The sequence below is a fragment of the Allobaculum sp. Allo2 genome, from assembly GCF_022701175.1.
Taxonomy (GTDB): domain Bacteria; phylum Bacillota_I; class Bacilli_A; order Erysipelotrichales; family Erysipelotrichaceae; genus Allobaculum; species Allobaculum fili.
Window position 1 is genome coordinate 2,355,262 of record NZ_CP078088.1, and the last position, 21,401, is coordinate 2,376,662.

Consider the following 21,401-nt stretch of genomic DNA (forward strand, 5'->3'; position numbering starts at 1 on the left):
ACTATTCTTCCCAGATTGAAGACTATATGACACGAAACGACTTCAACACGCTGATCGTTACGCTCAAGGATGAAAACGGAAAGCTGTCCTATCTTTCCGATACCGCTTCTGCCTTTTGGGTGATGACATCGATGCCGCCCAGCCCTGGGCCATCGATATGGACAGTTTCCGCGCTTTAGTCGACCGCCTGAAAGCCAAAGGCATTTTTATGGCCGCCCGCCTGGAAACGTTCCTCGATCCCCTTCTCGCCCAGAGCCGGCCGGATCTTGCCCTGTGTGAGGAAAACGGTACGCCGGCTCTGCTGGAAGGATCGTACTGGACCAGTCCGTATGAGCACAGGGTGTGGCAGTACAATCTCGATCTGGCGCTGGAAGCCTGCTCGATCGGCTTTCAGGAAATCCAGTTTGATTCGCTGCGCTTTCCCGCAGGCAGTGCCGGTCTGACCGATCCGAATTTGCCCGGGCGCACCGAACAAATTGACGGCTTTCTGTATGAAGCGCGCAATCTGCTGGAAGAAAAGCACGTCTATACTGGGGCGACGCTGGAACCGGATGCCGTTTACGACGAAATCAATTTGGAAAGCGGACAGTCCTTTCAGGGTATGCGGCAGGCGGCTAACCGTCTGTACGTGCTTCCCTATTTACAAAATCTGCAGCTGTTAAGCGCCAACTACGGCATCGAAGTGTTCGGCAGCGCGCACGATGTGCTGCAGGCATTCACGAGTCAGCTCGCCAAATATCCGCCGCAGGAATACGACAGCAGTCTTTGCGTATCCCTGCAGGGCTTTGGCTTGATGTCTCCCCAGACGCTCCAGGCCCAGATTCAGGGCGTTCTCGATGGCGGTCAGACTTCGTATGCGATCAATACGATCGACGGTCACCCCGACCGGCTGTATCCGTTAGAACCTGCGTTTCAGGCGCTGTCCATTCCGGCTGCTCCGTATACGGATGAAGTGTACGAAGAGCCGGTCGCCCGCCTGCATTGCCTGCCTTGTTCTTTCAGAAGAGCAGGCCTTCTTGCGACGCAAGCTGCGTGAGGAAAATGCCTTTCTCCCGATTCCTGGCACGGATATCCATTTTTTCCAGAACGATTCAAAACGATACACAAACGCCCGGCGGTTCCATAGGTTTTCCCATGAACAGCCGGGCTTTGGTCTTCGTATGTTTTCGTTTTGTATTCGCTTCTGGATCTGCAGTTTCTTCCAGAGTCTATATTTGCTTTCTATATAATATTTGATGCCCGCTTTATATTAGATGCCCGCTTTTTGAAACCAGAAAAGCCGAAGGGCGAAACGCCGCCGTTCCGTCGGGAGGCTGGCAGGCCGGCACCTTACTTCAGACGGCTCATGAATTTTTCCGCGTTCACGTCCACCCGTTCATGATGACCTTTACCCAGACATTTGTCGCCCTGCCAGGCGCTGACTTCAAATCTGGAAATGCGGCCCTTCTTTTCGAGAAGATGACTGACGATGCGAATGCGGGCATGCAGAGGACTAGGTGCGTCGTGCGTCGTATCCATATGGATGCCGACGGTGGTCCATCCCTCTTCCACATCGTTCAGCAAGCAGCTGGCTTCTTCCATCCAGGCGATCATCTGCGGCGTAGCCAGAACTTCAAGCGCGCCGCTTTTCATGGCGCACGCCAGCCCTTCTCATCTACCGTTCGATAAATTACGGAATACATTTCTGCCATTGTCTTTTCTCCTTTTACGTTCAGGCTTCACCCGTTTTCGCGATCTCTTTTGCCCGCCATATGACCTCATTGCGGAGGAAAAGCTCTCTTTCTCGAGACATTCCGATCGACAAATTCTAGGTGCAGCTTCTCTTTTTCGCCGTCTTAAAACGGACCCGTTCTTTGTACAGTTTAACAAAACAGTCCTTTTCGACGCATTGGAATGATGTTTTGGATCGTGTTACGCTTAATGGTATGAATCCAAGACAAAATTCTTCAACACGACGCGCTTCTCCGGCGCCTTCACGCCGTCGAGAAGACCTTTACTATTTAAAAAAGCGAAGCAGCGCATACAGAGCATGCTCATACTGAGCTATGGCATTCTCTGCATCTGCTCGCTGGCCCTGTATTCCATTTTAAACCAGCCGCTCTTTTCCAAACCGCCCTATTTCAACTCGCTGTACATGATGACGCTGTTTGTGGAGCTGGCCATGTGGCTGGGCATCTTCTTTCTAGCCGCGTTTGGCAAAAAAGCGTCCCGCTCGCTGTTTAATCTGGGCATTGCCGCCGAGTTTCTGTTTGCGGGCTGGCTCGTCTATGACCTTTTCCGGCACACCAGCTTCTTTGTGTTTTATCTCGTCTGGTGCGCGCTCGTTCTGATCAAAGGCTTTTACTGATGTGGTTTAAAAACTGGCTCTTTGATTCCTGGTTTGGCCGCATTTATTACGACCACGTTCTCTTCCTTCCGCAGGAAGAGCAGCGAAGAGATCAGGCCCGTGCCCGAAACGCCCGCCGTGCTCGGGAGCAGCAGGCCAGAGCCGCTTCCGCACAAGCGCACCGGCAGCCATCGCCGACCCGACCGGGAGCACAGACCGCTGTGCAGCCGGAGACACGAAGAAGCGCTCCGGCACGGTCCGCCGGCTTTCAAACGAATGGTGCAGCGGATTACGGATCGAACTCTGCGCAGCCCCAGCCTTCTCGCACCCCGCTTCGAAACCGGCCCGACCCGGACTTCTCAAGCGCATCCCCGCGAAGTTCGCAAGCGGACTGGGAAGCACAGGAAAGAAAAACCAGTCGCCAGACCGCGCGCTCCGCACAGTCTTCCCCCGATTTGCAGGGAAATCCAGAGCGTGAAGAACAGCTTCGGCTTGAACGGCAGGCCAGAGCCCGCAAGGCACTGTCTTCGAAATATCCAAGAGCCGCCATTCGCATGGCGATCGGGGTATATGGCGAGCTGATCGTCTTTCCGATTCTGGTGCATCTCTTCCAGAACCGATTCGTTTCCATCGACAACGGATCCGTCTTCGCGACTGGTCTGATGTTTACCTTATGCATTCTGACCGCCGCCTTATGGACGCTGCCGATTTTCTTCTACTATTTAAAATACCCGGGCTCGAAAAAGAGTCTGTACGCGGCTCTGGGCGGTCAGCTTCTGATTCTCACCTATGGCCTGTTCATTTTGTATCGCTACTGGAAAAGCGATACGACCGTCTACCCCGACAGCGCCTTCATTCTGTTTCTGATTTTTGAACTCGTCCGCTACGCGGTTTTGATCATCATGGTGTTTCCGGCATTCCGGCTTCCCAATATTTACGATCCTTATCGCAGCCGGCCGGCTTCAGATGAGGAAGAAAACTATGACGTCAGTGAAGAGGGCGTCCAGTTTGAAATTTATGAAGACGATGATCCCCTTGATGAGGAAAATGAGGAAGAGGACAACGAAGATGCAGACGGCCCCGAATCCGATTTTGCGGGACGCCGCTCTGGCCGTTTTCGAAGACGGTAGCCGTTCCCCTTTCCAATCGTTTACAGACCTTTTAAACCCATAGAGGCGCTGGCAGCGCATCGATCGAAACCCGATCAAAGCGTACCAGCGCCTTTTCTGCATCCCTGCCTGCTTTTTCCAGGCGCAAAAGCAAAGGCCTCTCTGTCCTTCTGGATCTGGAAAAGATCTTCAGGCAGAGAGGTCTTGAATGCATCAAACAGGTTCGACCGAGCCGCAGCTCTTTCGATTATTCTGCGGATTCGATGATGGAAGATCTCCAGTGTTCGTTGGGTTTTACGCCAAGAATTTCGCAGACGGTTGCTGCGATGTTGGAAAGACCCATGTCATCGTCCTGCTTGAGCTTGCAGTCGTAGTTGTAGACGATGAACGGAACCTTGTTGAGGGTATGGGAAGTTTTCGCCTTGAGCGGAGCGCCGGCTTTCTTTGGCTTCTCATACATTTCATCGGCATTGCCATGGTCGGCGGTAACGAGCAGAACGCCGTTTACGGCTTTAACAGCTTCGATGACGCGGCCAAGGGCGAGGTCAACGGATTCGACACCGATAATTGTGGCTTCCAGGCTGCCGGTATGGCCAACCATGTCGCCGTTTGGATAGTTCGTCCGCAGGAAGTCGTACTTGCCCGAACGGATGGCTTCGCAGAGCTTGTCGGTAATCTGAGCGGATTTCATCCACGGACGCTGCTCGAACGGGATTACATCGGATTCGATTTCTACGTATTCTTCTAGTTCTTCGGAGAACTTAGCGGCACGGTTTCCGTTCCAGAAGTACGTTACGTGACCGTATTTCTGGGTTTCGGAAATGGCGTATTCGCTGATGCCGGCATTAACGAGCTGTTCGGTCAGCGTGTAATGGATTTTTGGCGGTTCCGTGAGGTATTTCTTCGGAATCTGCGCATCGGCATCGTACTGCAGCATGCCCGCAAATTTTACGTTAGGAACTTTTACGCGATCGAACTTGTCGAACGATTCATCGGCATCGAAAGCGATGGAAATTTCCTGAGCGCGGTCGCCGCGGAAGTTGAAGAGGATAACGGAATCGTTGTCATTGATCGTTCCTTTCGGATCGCCGTTTTCATCGACAACGACAAAGCCTGGCAGGTCCTGGTCAACGACGCCGGTTTCTGCACGGTACGTTTCAATGGCTTCGGTTGCGGATTTGAAATTGCGTCCAAGGCCGCGCACGTGAATCTTCCAGCCTTCTTCAACCATTGGCCAGTTGGCTTCGTAACGGTCCATCGTGATTTTCATGCGTCCGCCGCCGGAAGCGATCTGAGCGTCGAAGTCGGCATCGTTGAGATCGTTCATGAAGCTTTCGATTTCATCGACGTATTTCAGTGCGCTCGTTTCCGGAACGTCACGTCCGTCGAGCAGGATGTGCAGACGTACGCGTTTCACGCCTTCTTTTTCGCCTGAGCGATCAGAGCCTTCAGATGATTGATATGGGAATGAACGTTGCCGTCCGAAAGAAGGCCAAGGAAATGCATGGTGGAATCGTGTTCCTTTACGTTGTTTACGAGTTCTTTCCATGCAGCGGATTCGAACATTTCGCCGGATTCGATGTTCTCGTTAACGAGTTTGGCACCCTGCGAGTAAATCTGTCCGCTTCCGATGGCGTTGTGACCAACTTCCGAGTTGCCCATGTCGCCGTCTGTAGGCAGACCTACAGCCAGACCGTGCGCACGCAGTTCTGTGTGCGGGCAGGTTTCCCAGAGTTTGTCGAGATGCGGTTTGTATGCCATTTTTACGGCATTTCCAAGAACGTTGTCAGACAGACCTACGCCGTCCATGACAACAAGAACTACAGGTTTTTAACCATTTCAATATTTCCTCCTGGTTTATCCTCTTTATTATAGCGATATGCGCTTCGACCCGCCTTGAAAAACCAATTTTCTGCCCGCATTTTCAGGCATGGATAGTTTGCTTAAAAGCCTTCTTTTCACCGGGCATGCCTGCCGCTTTTAAAACGGCGGCGCCTGTTTCATTCGAGAGAAACAGGCGCCGTTTTGTACACATACTTCAAAAGCGAAAAACGTTTTCTTCCATACAGACGTTTCAAAAGGATTTCAGGCGACCGGACTTCCTCCACATCCGCGTGCTTTTCCACGCGTCTTGCGCAAAGAAAAGCCAGTATGCCATCCAGAAGCAGAAAGGCCAGCGCCATCTTGTAAATGATTCGAACCAGATCCGCGCCTTGAATTGTCGGACTGTCCAGAAGTGAAATGAAACCGGGTTCGAACACAAACAGCAGGCCCGCCGCAGTCAGCTGTACGATCAGCGCACACGCAATGCCGGTCGCGATGAAAATCAGCCACTCCGAGCGGCCGTTTCTGTGGCCATAGGCTATGCCGAAGGCGCCGGAAAGCATATAGGCGATCCACTGGACAATCACCTCAATGACAAACGCCAGGACCATCTGGCGTGCATCGACATCCAGAATGCCCCCAGTCTGAATTTCCGCGAAATCGTGCAGAACAAACGGCAGGGCCACCATAGCCGTAAAAAGCGCGATCAGAAGCAGAAGCGTAAGCAGACTCGTCACAAACCAGGACCAGTAAATGGTTTTCCGGTTGTAAGGCAGCGTACGAATGAGATACGCTCTGGCGCTGTAAAAGCAGTCCGCAAACAGCTTCCAGATTTGAAAAAACGCTTAGAAGACCAGCGCCGCGCTCATCACAAATACCGCAATCAAAAGCAGATGACAGAGCAGCGAATAAAAGCGGCCGCTCCAGTCCAGACTGACCAGAATAAGCCATACGCTATAAACGATCAGCTGAATCAGCCAGACCGGAAGCAGACGCTTTCCGATCTGGGCAGTAAAGGTTTCGGTCAGTTTTTTCATAGCAGTGTCTCCACGAAAATCTGTTCCAGCGATTTTCCCTGTTTCTGACGAAGCGTATCCGCGTCTTCGTCCAGAACGATTTTTCCGTGCCGCAAAATGAGCGCCCGATCGAGGATGCGTTCAATTTCGCCGATCATATGCGTGCTGATCAGAATGGATGCTTCCGGACTGGAATGTTCCAGAATCAGATCGAGAATTTTCTGTCTCGCGACCGGATCGACACCGCCGATCGGCTCATCGAGAATATACAGTTCGGCCTTGCGGCTTAGTACCAGAATCAGCTGCTGCTTTTCCTGCATGCCCTTGGACATCGATTTAATCGGCTGATTCAGATCCAGATCCATCGCTTCCATGAGCCGGCAGGCTTTTTGCGATCAAAATCCGGATAGAACTTTTCAAAAAAGCGAAGAGTTTCCTTTCCGTTGGCGTTCAAATCCAGATACGTTTTTTCCGGCAAATAGGAAATGCGCAGATGATCCGAGGGATCCAGCTTCTTTCCATCGGCGGAAATCTCTCCCTGCTCATAGACGAGCAGATCGTTGATGCACTTGATCAGCGTACTTTTTCCAGCGCCGTTCGGGCCAAGCAGACCGGTAATCTGTCCGGGTTCGAGCGTAAACGACACATTCTGAAGCACCGGGCGGTTTCCATACGATTTACTGAGATGACGAACGTTCAGTTCCATCATTTACTCCTTCCTTCAGAAGGCGGATGCTTTCTGACGCGGAAAATCCAAGAGCCTGCATTCCACGCAAAAACGTTTCGCAGAGCGTTTTGCGGCTTCTCTTTTGTCCTGCCAGGGTTTCCGGATTGTCGCAGACGTACTTTCCGCTGGTACGCCGTGTTTCAATCAGGCCCTGACTCTCCAGCCTGGCCAGCGCTTTCTGAACAGTATTGATATTTGTCCGGCTTTCGAGTGCAATTTCCCGAACGGACGGCAGCTTATCGCCAGGGGCGAATTCTCCCCGAACGATGGCGCCTTCGAGAATAGAAGCCAGCTGCAGATATACAGGCGAGTCGTTTCGAAATGAATAGTCCATAATCTCTTCCCTCTGTCTTATCTGTATCACTTGGGTAATACAAAGATACAGCTTGGCATTTCCGATGTCAATGCCTTTGTCGGGCCGTATTTCCCGTTTCGCCACGGAATCAAAACTGTATACCCGACGCAGTATGCGTCTATTTTAGGCCGAATCCATGACCGCCTGCGGATTCTGATTCGTGCAGTTCCGTCGTAAGCGTCAAATAAAAGACGGGTATTTTCTCGACCGCCTCCTTGGGATAATTCCTTTATTCAAGGAGGCTTTTTCATGGAATCAATCATCCCTGCAATCGATCTCGGTATCGATTTCTCCAAAGTTAAAAACATCTATCTGGCTCAGATGCCTGCTGACCTTCGCAAAGGAATTGACGGTTACGTCTCCCTGGTTCAAGGACCTCTCGCTCTGGATCCGCTGGATGGATCCCTCTTTCTCTTCGTTAATCGACAGAAGAACAAGATCAAAGGTATCCTTCGTGACGGAAATGGATTCTGGCTTGTTTATAAGCGACTCTCCAGATCTTCCCTTCAGTGGCCTGTCAGCACTGACCAGTCCGACTTCATGCGAATTGACTGTTCGCAGCTGGCTTCTCTGCTTTCCGGTCTGTCGATTGTTCCCCAGCCGGCATTTCTGCCACGAACTTATAAGTATGTTTAAACCAATTTAAAAGGATGATTTTCTTGAAGGAATATCAAGATAAATCATCCCATTTACTTTATCTATCGCTCTAAATATGTTAAAATTAATACATGAATGTGCCGAACCCTTACCAGACAATCCGCAACGAGCTCCTCGAAGATCTTCATCATCAGATCAGCACCATGACGGAAGAAGAGAAAGACAAATTTATTGAGGATATGTACCTGGATCTCTATTTCGCTAAAGAAATCAATAAAGCCGTGAAAAGCGGCCGCTTTGGTCCTTCTACGGAAAAGATGGTTCCCTTGAAACTGGATTACTCTGAAAACGAGGACGGCGGCCCAGATATCAATATTCTGAATAAACAGCTGGCTCAGCTTGATCTGAAAGCCGATGTTTGTTTTAACCGGGCTGCGAAATATCAGGAAGAGGGAGACCGCTATCGTAAAGAAGCTGAAGATTTAAAGCTCAGTTCTGTTGAAGGAAGCAAGAAAAACCTTCCACCAAGTGCAGAAAGCAGGAAGCGGTCAAAGAAACCACTACCTTCAGTGTAGAAGGGGAAAAGCGCATTTGCCCAGTTTGCGGCTGTGAGATGAAAACTGTTGGAATGAAACGTCACTATAGGATTCATCGGATTCCCGCTCGCTATAGGCTGGAAGAAGTGCTGCGTGAGACAGTCGCGTGCCCAAACAAGTGTACGGATGAAAACGGGAAAGCCATCATCCGCACCGCCGAACCTGACGAGCCTGCACTGATCGACAAGAGTGTCGCAACTTCCTCTATGGTCGCGGGAATTGCCTACGATAAGTTCGTAATGGGAACCCCGGCCTATCGTCAGGAAAAGCACCTGAGTCTCACGGGACTGCCGATCAGCCGTCAGACCATGGGCAACATCCTGGAAAAAACTTACGATCTTTATCTGAAGCCCCTCGTAAAACAAATGATTGAGGATCTCCCAAACTGTAACGTCGTCCATATGGATGAGACGGTTTTAAAGTGCACGGAGGTTAAAGATCGAAAACAGTCTTCTATGGTTGTCGCCGTCAGCGGAATCTATGAAGAGAACCAGATGGCTGTCTATAAGTTTTTCCCTTACAAGAAACAGGAGTTCGTAATCGCCCTCCTTGGCGGTTCTTTTCGTCATGCCCTTATGACAGACGGGCTTTATGCATATGCCAACTACTATGGCCCCTGCAGAAAGCTCAACTGTATGGCCCATGCGAGAAGAAAGATCTTCGAAGCCATCAAAGTCCGGTCAGACTTCGCGCAGTATCAGGCAGACGTCCTGAAGTGGGAAAAGACCACACTGGAGAACGACGAAGAGGCCGCAGAAGCGGCAGCCCAGCTGGACGAAACAGAGAGACCCGAACCAAGTCCGGGTCTCCAGATTCTGCTCACAGCCCTGTCTCTGTTCGGGAAGCTCTACCACATCGAATCCCACGTTGCTTCTTACTCGCACGAGGCGAGAACCGAAGTTCGGCAGGAACTTTCAAAGCCCTGCTTTGAAAGACTCACAAGAGTCATGATGGAGATTCAGAGTGGATTCGAGGAAAGAAGCACCGCCTACAGAGCAGCCAAGTACTTCATGGATCGAGCGAACTCGCTGGGAAGGTACCTGGAAGACGGTGATTATCCGATCGACAATAATGTGGCAGAAAGAGCCGTAAAGCCATTCGTGATCAATCGCAAAAACTTCCAGACTACGAAGAGTATCAAAGGTGCGGAAGTCGTCGCAGCGTTTATGACTTTGTTTCGATCGGCTGAAATGAACGACTTAAATCCAGAGCGCTACATGGAGTACGTTCTGGATGAACTCAAATGGTTCAAAGACGATGAAATCGCGGTAGATGTATTGAAGTCACTTCTGCCGTATTCAAAGGATTTACCTGAATATCTTCGAATTGGATACCGTGGACCGGATCCGAAGTATGAAGAAAACGATGAAGAATAAAAAATACGCCAAGCGGAATCTCGAAAGGGATCCCGTTTAGCGTATCTAATATTCAGTCTCGCGTATACCCGTCGATTGTTTGACACTTACGTTCCGTCCAGTCCCCTCCGTTTTGGGCACAAAAACCCGGCATGACCTCAACGGGTCATACCGAGCGATTTAAATTCAGATTGAAGAGAGAACAGAGTCGGTTCTAGTCTTCTTTTTCAAGCGTCGTCTGGCGAAAGCGGGAAAGGAACTGTTTCGTTCTTTCGTTTTTCGGATGTTCGAAGACTTCATCCGGCGTGCCTTCTTCGGCGATGACGCCCTGATCCATGAAAATGACGCGATCGGATACATCTTTCGCAAACTGCATTTCATGCGTTACGACGATCATCGTCAGACCGGACTTGGCCAGGTCTTTCATGACTTCGAGAACTTCGCCGACCATTTCCGGGTCGAGCGCGGACGTCGGTTCATCGAACAGCAGCACTTCCGGATCCATGGACAGTGCTCTGGCAATCGCGACGCGCTGTTTCTGACCGCCGGAAAGCTTGGTGGCTCCCTTATCGAGGAAGTTCGACATACCTACGCGATCGAGATGCGTTTTGGCGATGGCGACCGCTTCTTCCCTGGAGCGCTTGAGCACCTTGCGCTGACCGAGAACACAGTTGTCCAGAACGCTCTTGTTCTGAAAGAGGTTGAAGTTCTGGAAAACCATGCCGACTTTCGAACGATAGCCGTTCAGATCGCCTTTGAGAATGTCCTGACCGTGGAACGTGATCGTTCCCGAATCCGGGATTTCGAGCAGGTTGATGCAGCGAAGAAGCGTACTCTTGCCGGATCCCGAAGATCCGATGATGGAGACTACTTCGCCTTTGTTAATGGAGAAGTCGATATCGTGAAGAACTTCCTGCTTGCCAAAGCTCTTCTTTAAATGACTGACACGAATTACAGGTTCACTCATGAGGACATCTCCATGAAAAGTTTCTTCTTTTCTTTTCCTTCGTTTTCGCGGGCGTTCATCCTGCGCTCAATGAAGCTGAGCAGCCAGGTAGCGAGCGTCGTAAGAACCAGATACAGAACGGCTGTATCGAGGTAAATTTCCGCGAAACGCATGTTGCTTCCCGCGATGGAAGACGACTGGAAGAACAGCTCCGTTACGGAAATAGCGTTCATCATGCAGGAGTCTTTCAGATTGACGATCAGCTGGTTGCCGATAGCCGGGAAGGTATTTTTGATGGCCTGCGGGAAAATAACCGAGACCATGGCCTGGAAGCTGGACATGCCGACCGCTTTGCAGGCTTCTAACTGGCCGGGATCTACGGACTGGATGCCAGAACGCAGAATTTCAGCCATGTAGGCGCCGGTGTTGATCGAGATGATCACAAAACCGGCCGTAATCGCATTCCAGTGAATGACTGGAAGCAGAAGGTAATAAATGAAGCAGGCCTGAATCATCATCGGCGTACCGCGGAAAACCCAGATGTACAGGCCGGTGATGCCGCGTCCGAACTTCTTCAGTCCTTTCATGAAGGAAGAATCGAGCGGATCAACAGGAACGGAGCGGATGGCGCCGACAATCAGACCGATCAGAAAACCGAACACTGTGCCGACGATCGCAAAGGCGATCGTAACTTCGACACCGTGCCAGAACATCGGCCAGTTATTGACGAGCGCCCGCCAGGCGTAAGACCAGTCAATACTCATACGGCTTATTCACCAGTCGTCGGCGCGTTCAGTACGGCATCCTGCATCATGGATTCGCGCTCTTCGGTTGTGATTTTGTCTAAAGCGTCCTGAACGGCTTTGAAGCTTTCGGTATCGCGGGTATTGTTTTTCAGACCGATGGATACGGATGTATCGACATCAAAGCCCTTGCCGTCTTCAAACGTGATGTACGTCAGATCCGGGTTGGCCTGCACGATACCTTTGGCAACCGGAAGCTCAGCGGTAATCGCTTCGGCTTCTCCGGACTGCAGAGCCAGAATCAGCTCCGGATAGCGTGCTTTTGGAACGACGTGGATAACGCCGTCGATCTGATCGATGACGGTATCGTAGTTGGTGTTTTTCTGGCCGATGACTTTGTGGCCGGAGAACTGCTGAATATCGGTAAAGGAAGCGGCTTCGGAATCCTTCGGTACGATCATGACCATTTCGCTTTCGGAATACGGGGTTGTGAAGTCAATGCCTTCTTCACGTTCTTCGTTTGCGGTCATTCCGGCAACGATGGCATCAATTTCACCGGATTCAAGGGCTGGCTGCAGGCCGTCCCAGTCGATTTTTTAATGACAAGATCCTTGCCCATTTCGTCGGCGAGCTTGCGGGAAATGCGAACGTCGTAGCCGTCGCAGTAGCCGGCGCCGCTGGCCAGAGGAACCGTCGTATCGGTTTCGGTTGTGGTCTGCCAGTTAAACGGGGCGTAGCCGCATTCCATGCCGACGGTAAAGGTATTGGAACTGTCGCTGGTCTGCGCTGGTGCAGATGAGCATCCGGCAAGCATCATCATGGCAATGGCCGCTGCTGCAATCGATGATTTTTTCATGTATTTTTCTTCTCCTTATTCAAACGAAAATCAGAAATGAAAAAACTGCGGTATCCGCAGTCAAAAAGATGAAGTTAAGATAACACCTCTTCGACCGAAGGAGTCTGCAAAGTATTTCCCTGCAGCCCAAGATCAGCCCCTGCCGGACCTGTCTTTCGGCGATGATTGCCTTTCCCTTTCTTCTTCGAATGCCTTCTCCAAAAGGTACTATTCTGCACCGCTGCCTCTATCTTTTTCCTGTTTCGTATGTTGCACTCATACTAGCAAGCCCCCGATAGCCTGTCAAACGGATCCCCAAAAATCCAGAACCGGCACCCTCACGGCGCAAAAAGGACGGGATTTTCTCCTTTTGAACACTCTTTCCTGAAAAAAGTCCTTTATTCTCATTCTGTCTGCTTTCCTCAACCAATCAGTTTGCCATCGTTCATCCTTGCCGGACAGAACCAAAACTTTATAGCCGTTCGCCTTTTCGCTCGGTCTGCGCATCCGCCCTTTGGACCGTCCTTTCCCATGTCGTCTGAAATTGTCGTTTGAAATCGTTCCGCGAAAACGGCTGCTTCAAAAACGAATAGACAATCCGCAATGAGAATACGTCCATTTTTAAACATCCGTTGAATGTAACCGCTTAACCGGCCAAAATAAAGAAGATGGAGCCGCTTGCCTCTGTTCCCCCGGCCTGTGCGTTTTCAGGCCATGCAGACCCGGGCGGCTTCTTGCTGAAAAGCAGGAAAGGAAAGATATGAACAAAAGGTACAGACTGCTCAGTCTGCTCTGTTCCGGCGCCATGGCGATGCAAAGCATTTCCGCTTTTGTACTCCCGATTTCGGCTGCAGAAAGCGCTCCGGATCAGACGGTTCGCGTACAGGCTGCCAAAGCGTCTCCGTTTCACGATACGGACGGCGACGGCCTGGGCGAATTCGAAGGCTGGGGCACTTCGCTTTGCTGGTGGGCCAACCGCATCGGCTCAAGCGAAGCCCTGACTTCGGACACGGCAGAGAAGTTTTTCTCCGATGACGGACTCGATCTGAACATCGGCCGCTACAACCTGGGCGGCGGAGACAGCACGATCGCTTCGCTCTCTCCAAACGAAAACGCCGTTCTGTGCACGCTCGAAGAAGGAAGCGCGCCGTCCTTTGGCGGATCCAAAATGCAGATTTCTTCGAAGACGTACAACGATTCGACGCGCTGGCAGAAAACGGACCGCGATCTCGGACTTCTCAAAGGCGCAAAGCTTGGCACTCTTAAGGAAATCGGCTGGATCGGACCGATCAACGGCACGGTAGGCAATGCGGACATGCTGACGTATACCGTTCAGGCAGAAAAAACCGGAACGTATACCGTCAAAGTGCTGGTTAAACTGGACGGTACGCACAACCGCGGCGTTTCCCTGCAAGTCAATCACGACAAAATTTACTCCGCTTCCACAGAGGAAATCGAAAAGAACATCATGGCCGTACAGGGAACGTGAAATTTTATATAGCCGTTCTCGAAAATGTGGAACTGGCTCAGGGCGAAAACACGCTGCAGCTTGGAGGAAACACAGCTTCTTCCAACACGTACATGCACGACTACATCGAGATGGCGGTCATCCCGGAGGATCAGGTTCTCGAAGACGGCACGCAGGATCCCGGACTGCATCAGAGCCACATTATTCGCTCGGACTCCGCAGTCCCCGGCTACTGCACCAACATCACCCCGATCGTCATTACCGAGGAACACCCGCTCAGCTGGTATGTAGAAAACTTCACCCGGGCCGATCCAGACTGCGGATATGCCTGGAACTATGACTGGGAGGCCGACAAGGATCAGCTGAACGTGCTCAAGGCGGCGTCTTCGGCGTCCGGTCAGGATTTCATTGCGGAAATTTTCTCCAATTCCCCGCCGTATTTCATGACGGAATCGCTCTGCTCTTCCGGAAACTACACCGCCAGTCAGAACAACCTGCGCACAGACAGCTACGACGCCTTTGCAACGTACATGGCAGATGTCATCGAACATCTCCATCAAAACGGAGTGACGTTTGAGAGCGCGTCGGCGTTTAACGAACCGAATACCGATTACTGGGGCGCCTATTCCAGCAAACAGGAAGGCTGCCATTTCGACGCAAACGCCATTTCGCAGATTCTGGTCCGTCTCAACGCAAAGCTGGAAGAAAAGAACATTGATCTCCAGCTGAGCGCGTCTGATGAAACGAGCATCGATACGCAGATCACCACGTACAACGCACTCAGCAGCGAAGCAAAAACCGTAGTCGATCGCATCGATACGCACACGTATGGCGGGAGCAACCGTGCCGGTCTGCAGGCTTTAGCGAAAAAGAAGAGAAAATCTCTGGATGAGCGAAGTGGACGGCGGCTTTACCGCCGGAAGCAATGCCGGCGAAATGAGCGCGGCTTTAGGTCTTGGCAAGCGCATCATTACCGATGTCAACGGCCTCAACTGCTCCGCCTGGATTTTCTGGAATCTGATCGACAAGCATGCCGATAATTCCGAATACGGCCAGAGCTGGATTTCGTCTTCCAATGGCATTGATAAAGCCACGCTCGAAGATCTCGGCTGGAACGGTCAGACCGGCGGCTACTGGGGCGTCGCGGCTGCCGATCATAACACCGGCCGCCTTGCCCTTTCCATGAAGTACTACGGCTTTGGCCAGTTCACCCGCTACATCCGTCCGGGCTATACGATTCTCGCTTCCAGCGACAGTACGCTTTGCGCCTATGACCCCGACGAGCAGAAAGCCGTCATCGTCGCCATCAACGACAAAGCCGACGCACAGACGATGCAGTTCAACCTAGGCGATTTCAGTCATGCGCCAGGCAAGGTCACCGCGATCCGTACGAGCGGCTCAATGGAAGAGGGCGAAAAATGGAAAGACGTCAGCGAAGAAGCTCTCGCCTCGAAAGATGATCATTCCGTAACCGCAAATCTGAAAGCCAATTCCATTACGACGTACATCATCGAAGGCATCGGCAAGCCAAAACGCATGCTGGAAGATAGCGGCGCTTTGCGTACCGATCTCTCCTTTGATGTCCAGGACGGAGAAAGCGCTCTGCGCGATCAGTCCGGCTATGGGCTGGATGCGCCTCTGACCAGCCTGGACAGTGCCGACAGCGCAAGCTATGGCGAAGCCTCGATTTTAAGCTTCAGCCAGAACGGCTACGTCACGCTGCCCAAGGGCATGATCGAAGACGGAAACGCCTTTACGATCAGCCTGAGCGCCTATGCGCCGCAGACATCCAGCCACTGGCTGCTGACGCTTGGCAGCAAGGAAGGCGTATGGCCAAACGTCGACAACTATTTCTTCCTGACGCCAAAGAGCGGACAGGGCGGCTACACGGATAAAATTCTTGCCGCCATCTCGCAAAGCGGTGAAACCCGTCTGCCCGTCAATACCGACAAAGTCGCCTCGAACACCGCGTTTAATACGTATACCATCGTCTCGGACGGTTATACGATCACAGTGTATCTGGATGGCGAAAAAGTCACCGAACTCGACCACTCCAAAGACTGGAGCCAGATTTTAACCGGCGATCGCGACGGCTATATCGGAAAATCGCTTTATACGCCCGATCCTCTCTTCTCCGGTGCAGCAGCTTCCTTCAAAGTGTGGAACAAGGCCCTGAACAGCGAAGAGCTCGCACAGGCCTGGAAGGAAGAGCCCAATAAGGACGACTGCATGAAAGCCGCCCTGGCGCAGGCGATTTTAAACAAAAACAAGAGCGTCGATGCGATCGACTCCGATCTGAACTTACCAGCGCAGGTCTATGGACAGAACGTCACCTGGAGCGTTTCGGAAAATGATGCGATTTCCGCAGACGGCAAGTACACGATGCCGCTGGCCGATACGAAAGCAAGCATCACCGCAGCCTTCACCGGCACCGATACATCCTATGTTCTGGATCTGAACGTGCCCGGCGAAGATCCCGACAAAATTGTTTCGGATGCCAAAGCCGAACTGTCCATTCCGAACGCCGACAACATCAAGGGAAACATCAGGCTGCCCGATCATCTGGGCAAAGCGTCGATTACCTGGTCGATGTCCGAATCGGGAAACGGCATTCTCGATCTGAGTGAAAAAGAAGCCAGCGTCCCTGGTTATGGCAAAGTTCCTGCCGGCGTCATCACCCGTCCGGCAAGCGATACGAACGTCACCTTAACCGCGACGATTTCCTACAAGAACACAACCGAAACCAAAGTCTTTGATCTGACGATCAAGGCCGCGCCGAAGCAGCAGGAAATGACGGATTATTTCTTCGCCTATTTCACCGGCGAAGGAAAAGCCGACGGCGAACAGATTTACTTCTCCGCCAGCCAGGACGGCCTGAACTGGAACGACCTCAACGACGGCAAGCCTTCGCTCGTATCGTCTCTGGGCGAAAAAGGCGTCCGAGACCCGTACATTTGCGTTCTCCCGAAGGCGACAAGTTTTACATCATCGCCACCGATCTCAAAATCAACGGCAACGGAAACTGGGATCGCGCCCAGAAAGCCGGCTCGCAAAGCCTGCTCGTCTGGGAATCCGATGACCTCATCGACTGGGGCGAACCGCGTCTGGTCGAAGTGTCTGCATCGATTGATGCCGGATGCACCTGGGCCCCGGAAGCTGCGTACGATCCGCTGACGGGCGAATACATCGTCTACTGGTCCAGCAAAGTCAAAGGCGACAATTACGCCAAGCAGCGCGTCTACTATACCCGTACCCGTGACTTCTGCACGTTCAGCGAGCCGCAAGTATGGATCGACAAGGATCAGTCTTCAATCGATACGACCGTTATTGCTCATAACAATGCCTACTACCGTCTGACCAAAAACGAAGGCGGCGAAACGAACAGTCTAGGCGCGAAAACCAAGACGCTGTTCCTGGAAAAATCCGATACGCTTCTTGGCGAGTACACCCACATCGCTTCCGATTCGCTCAACGCCAACCAGTATGTCGAAGGTCCGGCCATTTACAAGCTCAACGCCGACGACAGCGCCAGCGACAAATGGATCCTGCTGGCGGATGACTTTGGCGGCATCGGCTACTACCCGCTTGAAATTTCCGATCTGGACTCGGGCACTTTCACAAAACTTGAAAGCGGCTTTAAGATGCCGTCCGGCGCCCGTCACGGAACGCCGATCGCCATTTCGGCCGAAGAATACGACCGCCTGATGAAAGCAAACGGCCAGGCGGAACCCGTAAACACCTGGTATTCGACATCCTCCAAGAGCGGTCTGCCCGAAACCGTCACCATCGGTCATTCCAGCTATCCGGTGACATGGCAAAACGAAGATTTGTGGAGCAGTCATAAAGCCTTCGATACGGTTACGATTAGCGGCACTGCCGTTCTGGATGAAGCGAAAAACGAGACTATGAAGGTTTTCGCTTCCGTTCAGCTGATTCCGGAAAACATGGAATACATGATCGATTGCAACAACCCCGACTCGCTTTCCCACAAATACGCTCTCGCGTCTTCTTCCCAGATGAAAAACACCGTCAGCGAACAAGTCAAAACGGACGAAAACACATGGGGATCGCTCTCGAGAATCGGCGAAAACAGCGGCGATGTCGACATGGTCGCCTTCTCCCAGACCAGTCTGGAAAACCCGTATACCGGCGGATACTGGGCGCGAGGCGGCAAGACGATTTCGTATGCGCTGACGCTTCCTAAAGGCGACCATACGATTTACGTCGGCGTCAACGGCTGGTGGAGCGTCAGCCGCACGATGAAACTGGACGTGACGACATCCAAAGGCACTTCCAAACTCATGGACTGCAACGTCACCAGTTCGAAAGAAACGCTGCACAGCGCCAATATTCATCTTGATCAGGAAGAAACGATTACCCTGACCCTTTCCAAAACGGACAATCAGGATCCGATTCTTTCCTGGATCGGCGTTTCCTTAAGACCAGCCCCGATAAGACCCAGCTCGAATCCCTGCTTGCCGAAGTATCGGCCCTGAATGAAACCGACTGGACACCTTCGACCTGGAGCGCCCTGCAGGCGAAACGGGAAGCCGCCCAGAATACAGTTTCTAATCCGAATGCGAGTGAGGAGGACGTCAGGGCTGCACTCTCCGCACTGCAGGCAGCCAGAGACGCGCTGAAGCGCCAGTGGAGCGTCACCTTCAAAAACGGAACAACTGTCCTGAAGAAGGCGTATGTCGAAGACGGCCAGAGTGCTGAAACGCTCGCTCCAGCCGCTTCGGAGGTTACTGTTCCCGAGGGCAAAGTGTTCATAGGCTGGACGCCTGCGTTTGGACCGGTTCATGCCATGAAGGAATACACCCCTGTCTTTGAAGACGCGCCAATCGTGGTGGATAAGGAGGCTTTGCAGGCACGCGTCGATGCGATTGAAGCGGAACAGCTTGCTCTGCGTCCCGATGAAAATCACAGCTATGTAAAAGCTTCATTTGAAGCGCTGAATACCGCTCTGGATCAGGCAAAACGCGTTCTGAATGACAGCGACGCCCAACAGAAGACGGTCGATGCCGCGCTCGAATCGCTTAATACCGCCCGTTCGAATCTCACGCTGGTCGACCTGACGTTTGTCCGGCTGACCCATAACAAGTATGAGTCGCTCAACCTGTCGCTCTTTAAGGCGGATGGAAAAGCGGCTCTTACAGAGGCTGCATCGGCTGCCAAAGCGCAGATCGACAATCCGACCAGTCAGAAGGCTGTCAATGACGCGGCCAGTGCTCTGAACCAAACCCTTTTGAAACTGCGCAAAAATCCAGAAGATCCAAAAGCGAATTTCTAATCGTTCCGATTCTATTCGAACAGTTTCTGGAAAATAGAACGAAGATCAATTCTCCTTTACGGATTTTCATCCGGTGTTCTGAACTTTTAAGAATGTCGTCCTTTGTGCCGGCATTCTTTTTCTCTGTCCGGATTTTTTCTGTTCAGATTTTTCTTTCTGGACTTTCTTTCTTTCGCAAAAAGGCTTTGCCGCCTGGCTGTTCAATGCGAGCAGCAGGCAGACAAAGCCTTTTCGTATGCAGTGAGGATCAGAAATCGGATTCGAATTTTGCAAATCCGGATTCCGATCACAATTTCGTTTTTGCGGTTCGCTAATCCTGGACGTGAATTTTCATGCCGTTGGGATTGGAAGAAACGGTTATGGACGATTTTGTATCTTTGTTCTCGCCGGGGCGTTCTGGATAGGTTGCCCGGCGTTTGGATGCGGTGTTGAGTTCGGGTGTTTCCACGCGAATCGATTTGTTCTGCGAGGAACTGTTATTGTGCTCGGAGGAAGAAATCCAGTTTTCACGCACCGTCTTTTCTTCTTTGCTCTCCTCGACTGTGCCGTACCAGGCAATGCCTTCCTGATTCCAGCCGGCTTTTTTCAGATAGCTGTATTCGTTGGAATCCGTAGTGAAGTGGTGCGAGCCCGTTCTGGCATTCGGGTTATAGACACGGTAAACCGGCGTGCCTTCCTTCAGATCGGAATACCAGCCGATGCCTTCGTACGTCCAGCCGGCTCGAATCAGGCCGTCTTTCTCTTTGGCATCCATTGTGTAATGGTGGTCGCCCGCATTCGGGTTGTACAGGCGGAAAACCGGCTCGCCCGTCGCTGGAAGCTGCCAGGCGGTGCCTTCATCTTTCCAGCCCGCATCGCACAAGAAGGCCCATTCGTTGCGGTCGGCGGTGTAAAAATGTTCGCCGGAATTCGGGTTGTAGACGCGATACATCGTCTTAGGCACTTCGTTTACCGTGCATAACGATTTCCAGTCTTCGGCGGAACCGAAAAACTTGTTGAGATCGAGATCGCCGTCGTAGCCTTCCAGACGGCCTCTCGACGAATACTGGTGCATCCAGTATTCCTCAAAGGCGCCCGTACCGGCCCTGTCGGTAAACGTATTTTCCCGATAGCCGTTCTGCACTTCGTTCTGGCCATAGTTGGCGACCCAGAGGGGATACCCTTCTTCCGCCAGACGGCTCCAGTCCAGCGTCCGGGTGTAATAGCTGCTCATGTAAATCATGCACTTCATGCCGGACAGACTGTAGTAGGCTTTCACAAAGCGGTACGCCCAGTCGGTATCTTTCGCGCTTAACAGATCGCGCGCTTCAAAGTCGAGAATCGGCACGCCCTTGCCGATGTAGGCACGGGTTGTGCGGTAAAAAAATCAGCTTCCTTTTCCGGCGTGTCTTCGCAGCCGCGATCATGCGCAAAGTGGTAAAAGCCAAACAGCTTGCCGCTTTCAAGAATGCTCGAGGCGTACTCGTAAAATTTCGGATCCCGGTAGCCGTTGCCGCCGGATGCCTTGCAGATGATAAAATCCGCATCCATGGCCGCCGGATCGATACCGTCCTGCCAGCGGGAAATGTCAATACCGTTGAGCTTCACGTCGCTCTTGCGGTGATTGTCGAGCGGAAGAGGCATGGACGGCTTGTCTTCCTCCTGTTCGCTCGCTTCTTCCACGATTTCCTCTGTTATGACTGCCGGCGTTTCTGGAGCGGCCGGATCAGCAGTCGGAGCGGAAGGCGCAGTGTTATCGGATGGAGTGTTGTCCGGTGTGGAAGACGGTTCAAGCGGCATGGAGGATACGTCCTGCGAAGGGCTGCCCGTCTGCGGCATGGAGGAGGTGTGCGTTTCTTCCATAGGCTGAATGTCCTGCGCATGCACAGGAAGGCCGCCCAGCACCAGACCGCCGGCCAGCGAGGCCTGCAGAAGCCTGTTTCGTGTTGTTTTATAGTTCATCATGCAATCTCCTTTTGCGCGTTTTTGATGAAATTTTTTGCGCTGGATTCAAATTTCTCTGCTGCGCTTTTCCCTCGCGGGCTCGTCAACCCGGCTGAAAGTCAGGTCGCGGGCAGAGAGGAAGCCGTTTCATTGTAAAGTTTGTACAGTCCTGAAATCAAGATTCGAAAGACATTTTAAGCGCAGCGGCAGAGCAGCCAAAACCATGTGCCTTTTCTTCATAGACTCGTTCTTCTTCGGCTGAAGGTTTCTCTTCTCGCTGCGTTTTTC

At 52.1% G+C, this 21,401-nt stretch carries 22 protein-coding genes, 3 pseudogenes and 1 riboswitch; of the genes and pseudogenes, 13 read left to right on the forward strand and 12 right to left on the reverse strand.

The annotated features are described in order from the left end of the window. Positions 1 to 26: 26 nt before the first annotated feature. Together KWG61_RS13545 and KWG61_RS13550 are read left to right on the forward strand one after the other, a co-directional pair. The gene (locus KWG61_RS13545) at positions 27 to 179 is read left to right on the forward strand and encodes a hypothetical protein (protein ID WP_242744291.1); all 153 of its coding nucleotides are present in this window, start codon (positions 27 to 29) and stop codon (positions 177 to 179) included. Further along, positions 116 to 1,036: a putative glycoside hydrolase gene (locus KWG61_RS13550; protein ID WP_242744292.1), complete on the forward strand. Its 921-nt coding sequence runs from the start codon at positions 116 to 118 to the stop codon at positions 1,034 to 1,036. The genes KWG61_RS13545 and KWG61_RS13550 overlap by 64 nt, the downstream gene beginning before the upstream one ends. Positions 1,037 to 1,329: 293 nt before the next feature. Here the strand turns inward: KWG61_RS13550 and KWG61_RS13555 are convergent, their stop codons facing one another. Then, complete coding sequence (locus tag KWG61_RS13555; protein WP_242744293.1) at positions 1,330 to 1,632, reverse strand: thioesterase family protein; 303 nt, start codon at positions 1,630 to 1,632, stop codon at positions 1,330 to 1,332. 397 nt (positions 1,633 to 2,029) lie between these two features. On the opposite strand from KWG61_RS13555, the gene KWG61_RS13560 reads away from it, so the two are divergent. Together KWG61_RS13560 and KWG61_RS13565 are read left to right on the forward strand one after the other, a co-directional pair. Further along, complete coding sequence (locus tag KWG61_RS13560) at positions 2,030 to 2,347, forward strand: hypothetical protein (RefSeq protein WP_242744294.1); 318 nt, start codon at positions 2,030 to 2,032, stop codon at positions 2,345 to 2,347. Beyond that, complete coding sequence (locus tag KWG61_RS13565) at positions 2,347 to 3,456, forward strand: hypothetical protein (RefSeq protein WP_242744295.1); 1,110 nt, start codon at positions 2,347 to 2,349, stop codon at positions 3,454 to 3,456. The genes KWG61_RS13560 and KWG61_RS13565 overlap by 1 nt, the downstream gene beginning before the upstream one ends. 226 nt (positions 3,457 to 3,682) lie before the next feature. Here KWG61_RS13565 and gpmI read toward each other — a convergent pair. From gpmI to KWG61_RS13595, 6 genes and pseudogenes are all read right to left on the reverse strand, one after another. Continuing rightward, positions 3,683 to 5,244, reverse strand: a pseudogene (gpmI, locus tag KWG61_RS13570) (2,3-bisphosphoglycerate-independent phosphoglycerate mutase). A gap of 191 nt (positions 5,245 to 5,435) precedes the next feature. After that, positions 5,436 to 5,996, reverse strand: a complete 561-nt coding sequence (locus KWG61_RS13575; RefSeq protein WP_230268416.1) for a hypothetical protein — start codon at positions 5,994 to 5,996, stop codon at positions 5,436 to 5,438. Positions 5,997 to 6,104: 108 nt separating this feature from the next. Further along, positions 6,105 to 6,296 (reverse strand): hypothetical protein, encoded by a 192-nt coding sequence (locus tag KWG61_RS13580; RefSeq protein WP_230268417.1) that lies wholly within the window; start codon positions 6,294 to 6,296, stop codon positions 6,105 to 6,107. Continuing rightward, on the reverse strand, positions 6,293 to 6,640 hold the full coding sequence (locus KWG61_RS13585; RefSeq protein WP_242744296.1) for an AAA family ATPase: 348 nt from the start codon (positions 6,638 to 6,640) through the stop codon (positions 6,293 to 6,295). The genes KWG61_RS13580 and KWG61_RS13585 overlap by 4 nt, the downstream gene beginning before the upstream one ends. Further along, positions 6,625 to 6,984: an ATP-binding cassette domain-containing protein gene (locus tag KWG61_RS13590; RefSeq protein ID WP_242744297.1), complete on the reverse strand. Its 360-nt coding sequence runs from the start codon at positions 6,982 to 6,984 to the stop codon at positions 6,625 to 6,627. Before KWG61_RS13590 ends, KWG61_RS13585 begins: the two co-directional genes overlap by 16 nt. Then, the gene (locus KWG61_RS13595; RefSeq protein WP_242744298.1) at positions 6,953 to 7,336 is read right to left on the reverse strand and encodes a GntR family transcriptional regulator; all 384 of its coding nucleotides are present in this window, start codon (positions 7,334 to 7,336) and stop codon (positions 6,953 to 6,955) included. The genes KWG61_RS13590 and KWG61_RS13595 overlap by 32 nt, the downstream gene beginning before the upstream one ends. A 270-nt stretch (positions 7,337 to 7,606) precedes the next feature. Between KWG61_RS13595 and tnpB the strand changes: the two genes are divergently transcribed. The 3 genes from tnpB (at position 7,607) to KWG61_RS13610 (ending at position 9,926) form a co-directional block, all read left to right on the forward strand. Further along, on the forward strand, positions 7,607 to 7,993 hold the full coding sequence (gene tnpB, locus KWG61_RS13600) for an IS66 family insertion sequence element accessory protein TnpB (protein WP_230268547.1): 387 nt from the start codon (positions 7,607 to 7,609) through the stop codon (positions 7,991 to 7,993). A 92-nt stretch (positions 7,994 to 8,085) separates the two neighbouring features. Next, positions 8,086 to 8,529: a hypothetical protein gene (locus tag KWG61_RS13605; RefSeq protein WP_242743428.1), complete on the forward strand. Its 444-nt coding sequence runs from the start codon at positions 8,086 to 8,088 to the stop codon at positions 8,527 to 8,529. 38 nt (positions 8,530 to 8,567) lie between these two features. Then, entirely contained in the window at positions 8,568 to 9,926 is a 1,359-nt protein-coding gene (locus KWG61_RS13610) for a transposase (RefSeq protein WP_242743384.1), read from the forward strand. A 193-nt stretch (positions 9,927 to 10,119) separates the two neighbouring features. Here KWG61_RS13610 and KWG61_RS13615 read toward each other — a convergent pair whose 3' ends face one another. From KWG61_RS13615 to KWG61_RS13625, 3 genes and pseudogenes are all read right to left on the reverse strand, one after another. Next, positions 10,120 to 10,872: an amino acid ABC transporter ATP-binding protein gene (locus KWG61_RS13615; RefSeq protein WP_230268289.1), complete on the reverse strand. Its 753-nt coding sequence runs from the start codon at positions 10,870 to 10,872 to the stop codon at positions 10,120 to 10,122. Beyond that, a complete protein-coding gene (locus KWG61_RS13620) occupies positions 10,869 to 11,615 on the reverse strand; it encodes an amino acid ABC transporter permease (protein ID WP_230268290.1) in 747 nt (248 codons plus the stop codon). The genes KWG61_RS13615 and KWG61_RS13620 overlap by 4 nt, the downstream gene beginning before the upstream one ends. Positions 11,616 to 11,620: 5 nt before the next feature. Then, positions 11,621 to 12,450: pseudogene (locus tag KWG61_RS13625) on the reverse strand (transporter substrate-binding domain-containing protein). 72 nt (positions 12,451 to 12,522) lie between these two features. After that, positions 12,523 to 12,687: riboswitch (Lysine riboswitch) on the reverse strand. A 502-nt stretch (positions 12,688 to 13,189) separates the two neighbouring features. Here KWG61_RS13625 and KWG61_RS13630 point away from each other — a divergent pair. The 6 genes and pseudogenes from KWG61_RS13630 to KWG61_RS13650 all read left to right on the forward strand — a co-directional run bounded on the left by KWG61_RS13630 (position 13,190) and on the right by KWG61_RS13650 (position 19,190). Then, positions 13,190 to 13,918 carry a hypothetical protein gene (locus KWG61_RS13630; protein ID WP_242744299.1) on the forward strand — a complete coding sequence of 243 codons (729 nt, stop codon included), beginning with the start codon at positions 13,190 to 13,192 and terminating at the stop codon, positions 13,916 to 13,918. Further along, complete coding sequence (locus tag KWG61_RS13635) at positions 13,915 to 14,937, forward strand: glycoside hydrolase (RefSeq protein ID WP_242744300.1); 1,023 nt, start codon at positions 13,915 to 13,917, stop codon at positions 14,935 to 14,937. The genes KWG61_RS13630 and KWG61_RS13635 overlap by 4 nt, the downstream gene beginning before the upstream one ends. Before the next feature lie 496 nt (positions 14,938 to 15,433). Beyond that, positions 15,434 to 17,071: an immunoglobulin-like domain-containing protein gene (locus tag KWG61_RS13640; RefSeq protein ID WP_256460893.1), complete on the forward strand. Its 1,638-nt coding sequence runs from the start codon at positions 15,434 to 15,436 to the stop codon at positions 17,069 to 17,071. Beyond that, on the forward strand, positions 17,011 to 18,393 hold the full coding sequence (locus KWG61_RS13645) for a glycoside hydrolase family 43 protein (RefSeq protein WP_242744301.1): 1,383 nt from the start codon (positions 17,011 to 17,013) through the stop codon (positions 18,391 to 18,393). The genes KWG61_RS13640 and KWG61_RS13645 overlap by 61 nt, the downstream gene beginning before the upstream one ends. Beyond that, positions 18,390 to 18,476, forward strand: a pseudogene (locus KWG61_RS17815) (hypothetical protein); the annotation flags it as partial. The gene KWG61_RS13645 and the pseudogene KWG61_RS17815, both read left to right, overlap by 4 nt. 186 nt (positions 18,477 to 18,662) lie before the next feature. Then, the gene (locus KWG61_RS13650) at positions 18,663 to 19,190 is read left to right on the forward strand and encodes a hypothetical protein (protein WP_242744302.1); all 528 of its coding nucleotides are present in this window, start codon (positions 18,663 to 18,665) and stop codon (positions 19,188 to 19,190) included. Between the two features lie 310 nt (positions 19,191 to 19,500). Here the strand turns inward: KWG61_RS13650 and KWG61_RS16520 are convergent, their stop codons facing one another. Both KWG61_RS16520 and KWG61_RS16525 read right to left on the reverse strand, forming a co-directional pair. Further along, the gene (locus KWG61_RS16520) at positions 19,501 to 20,517 is read right to left on the reverse strand and encodes a GH25 family lysozyme (protein WP_256460696.1); all 1,017 of its coding nucleotides are present in this window, start codon (positions 20,515 to 20,517) and stop codon (positions 19,501 to 19,503) included. Continuing rightward, the gene (locus tag KWG61_RS16525) at positions 20,481 to 21,134 is read right to left on the reverse strand and encodes a GH25 family lysozyme (protein ID WP_256460697.1); all 654 of its coding nucleotides are present in this window, start codon (positions 21,132 to 21,134) and stop codon (positions 20,481 to 20,483) included. The genes KWG61_RS16520 and KWG61_RS16525 overlap by 37 nt, the downstream gene beginning before the upstream one ends. Positions 21,135 to 21,401: the final 267 nt, after the last annotated feature.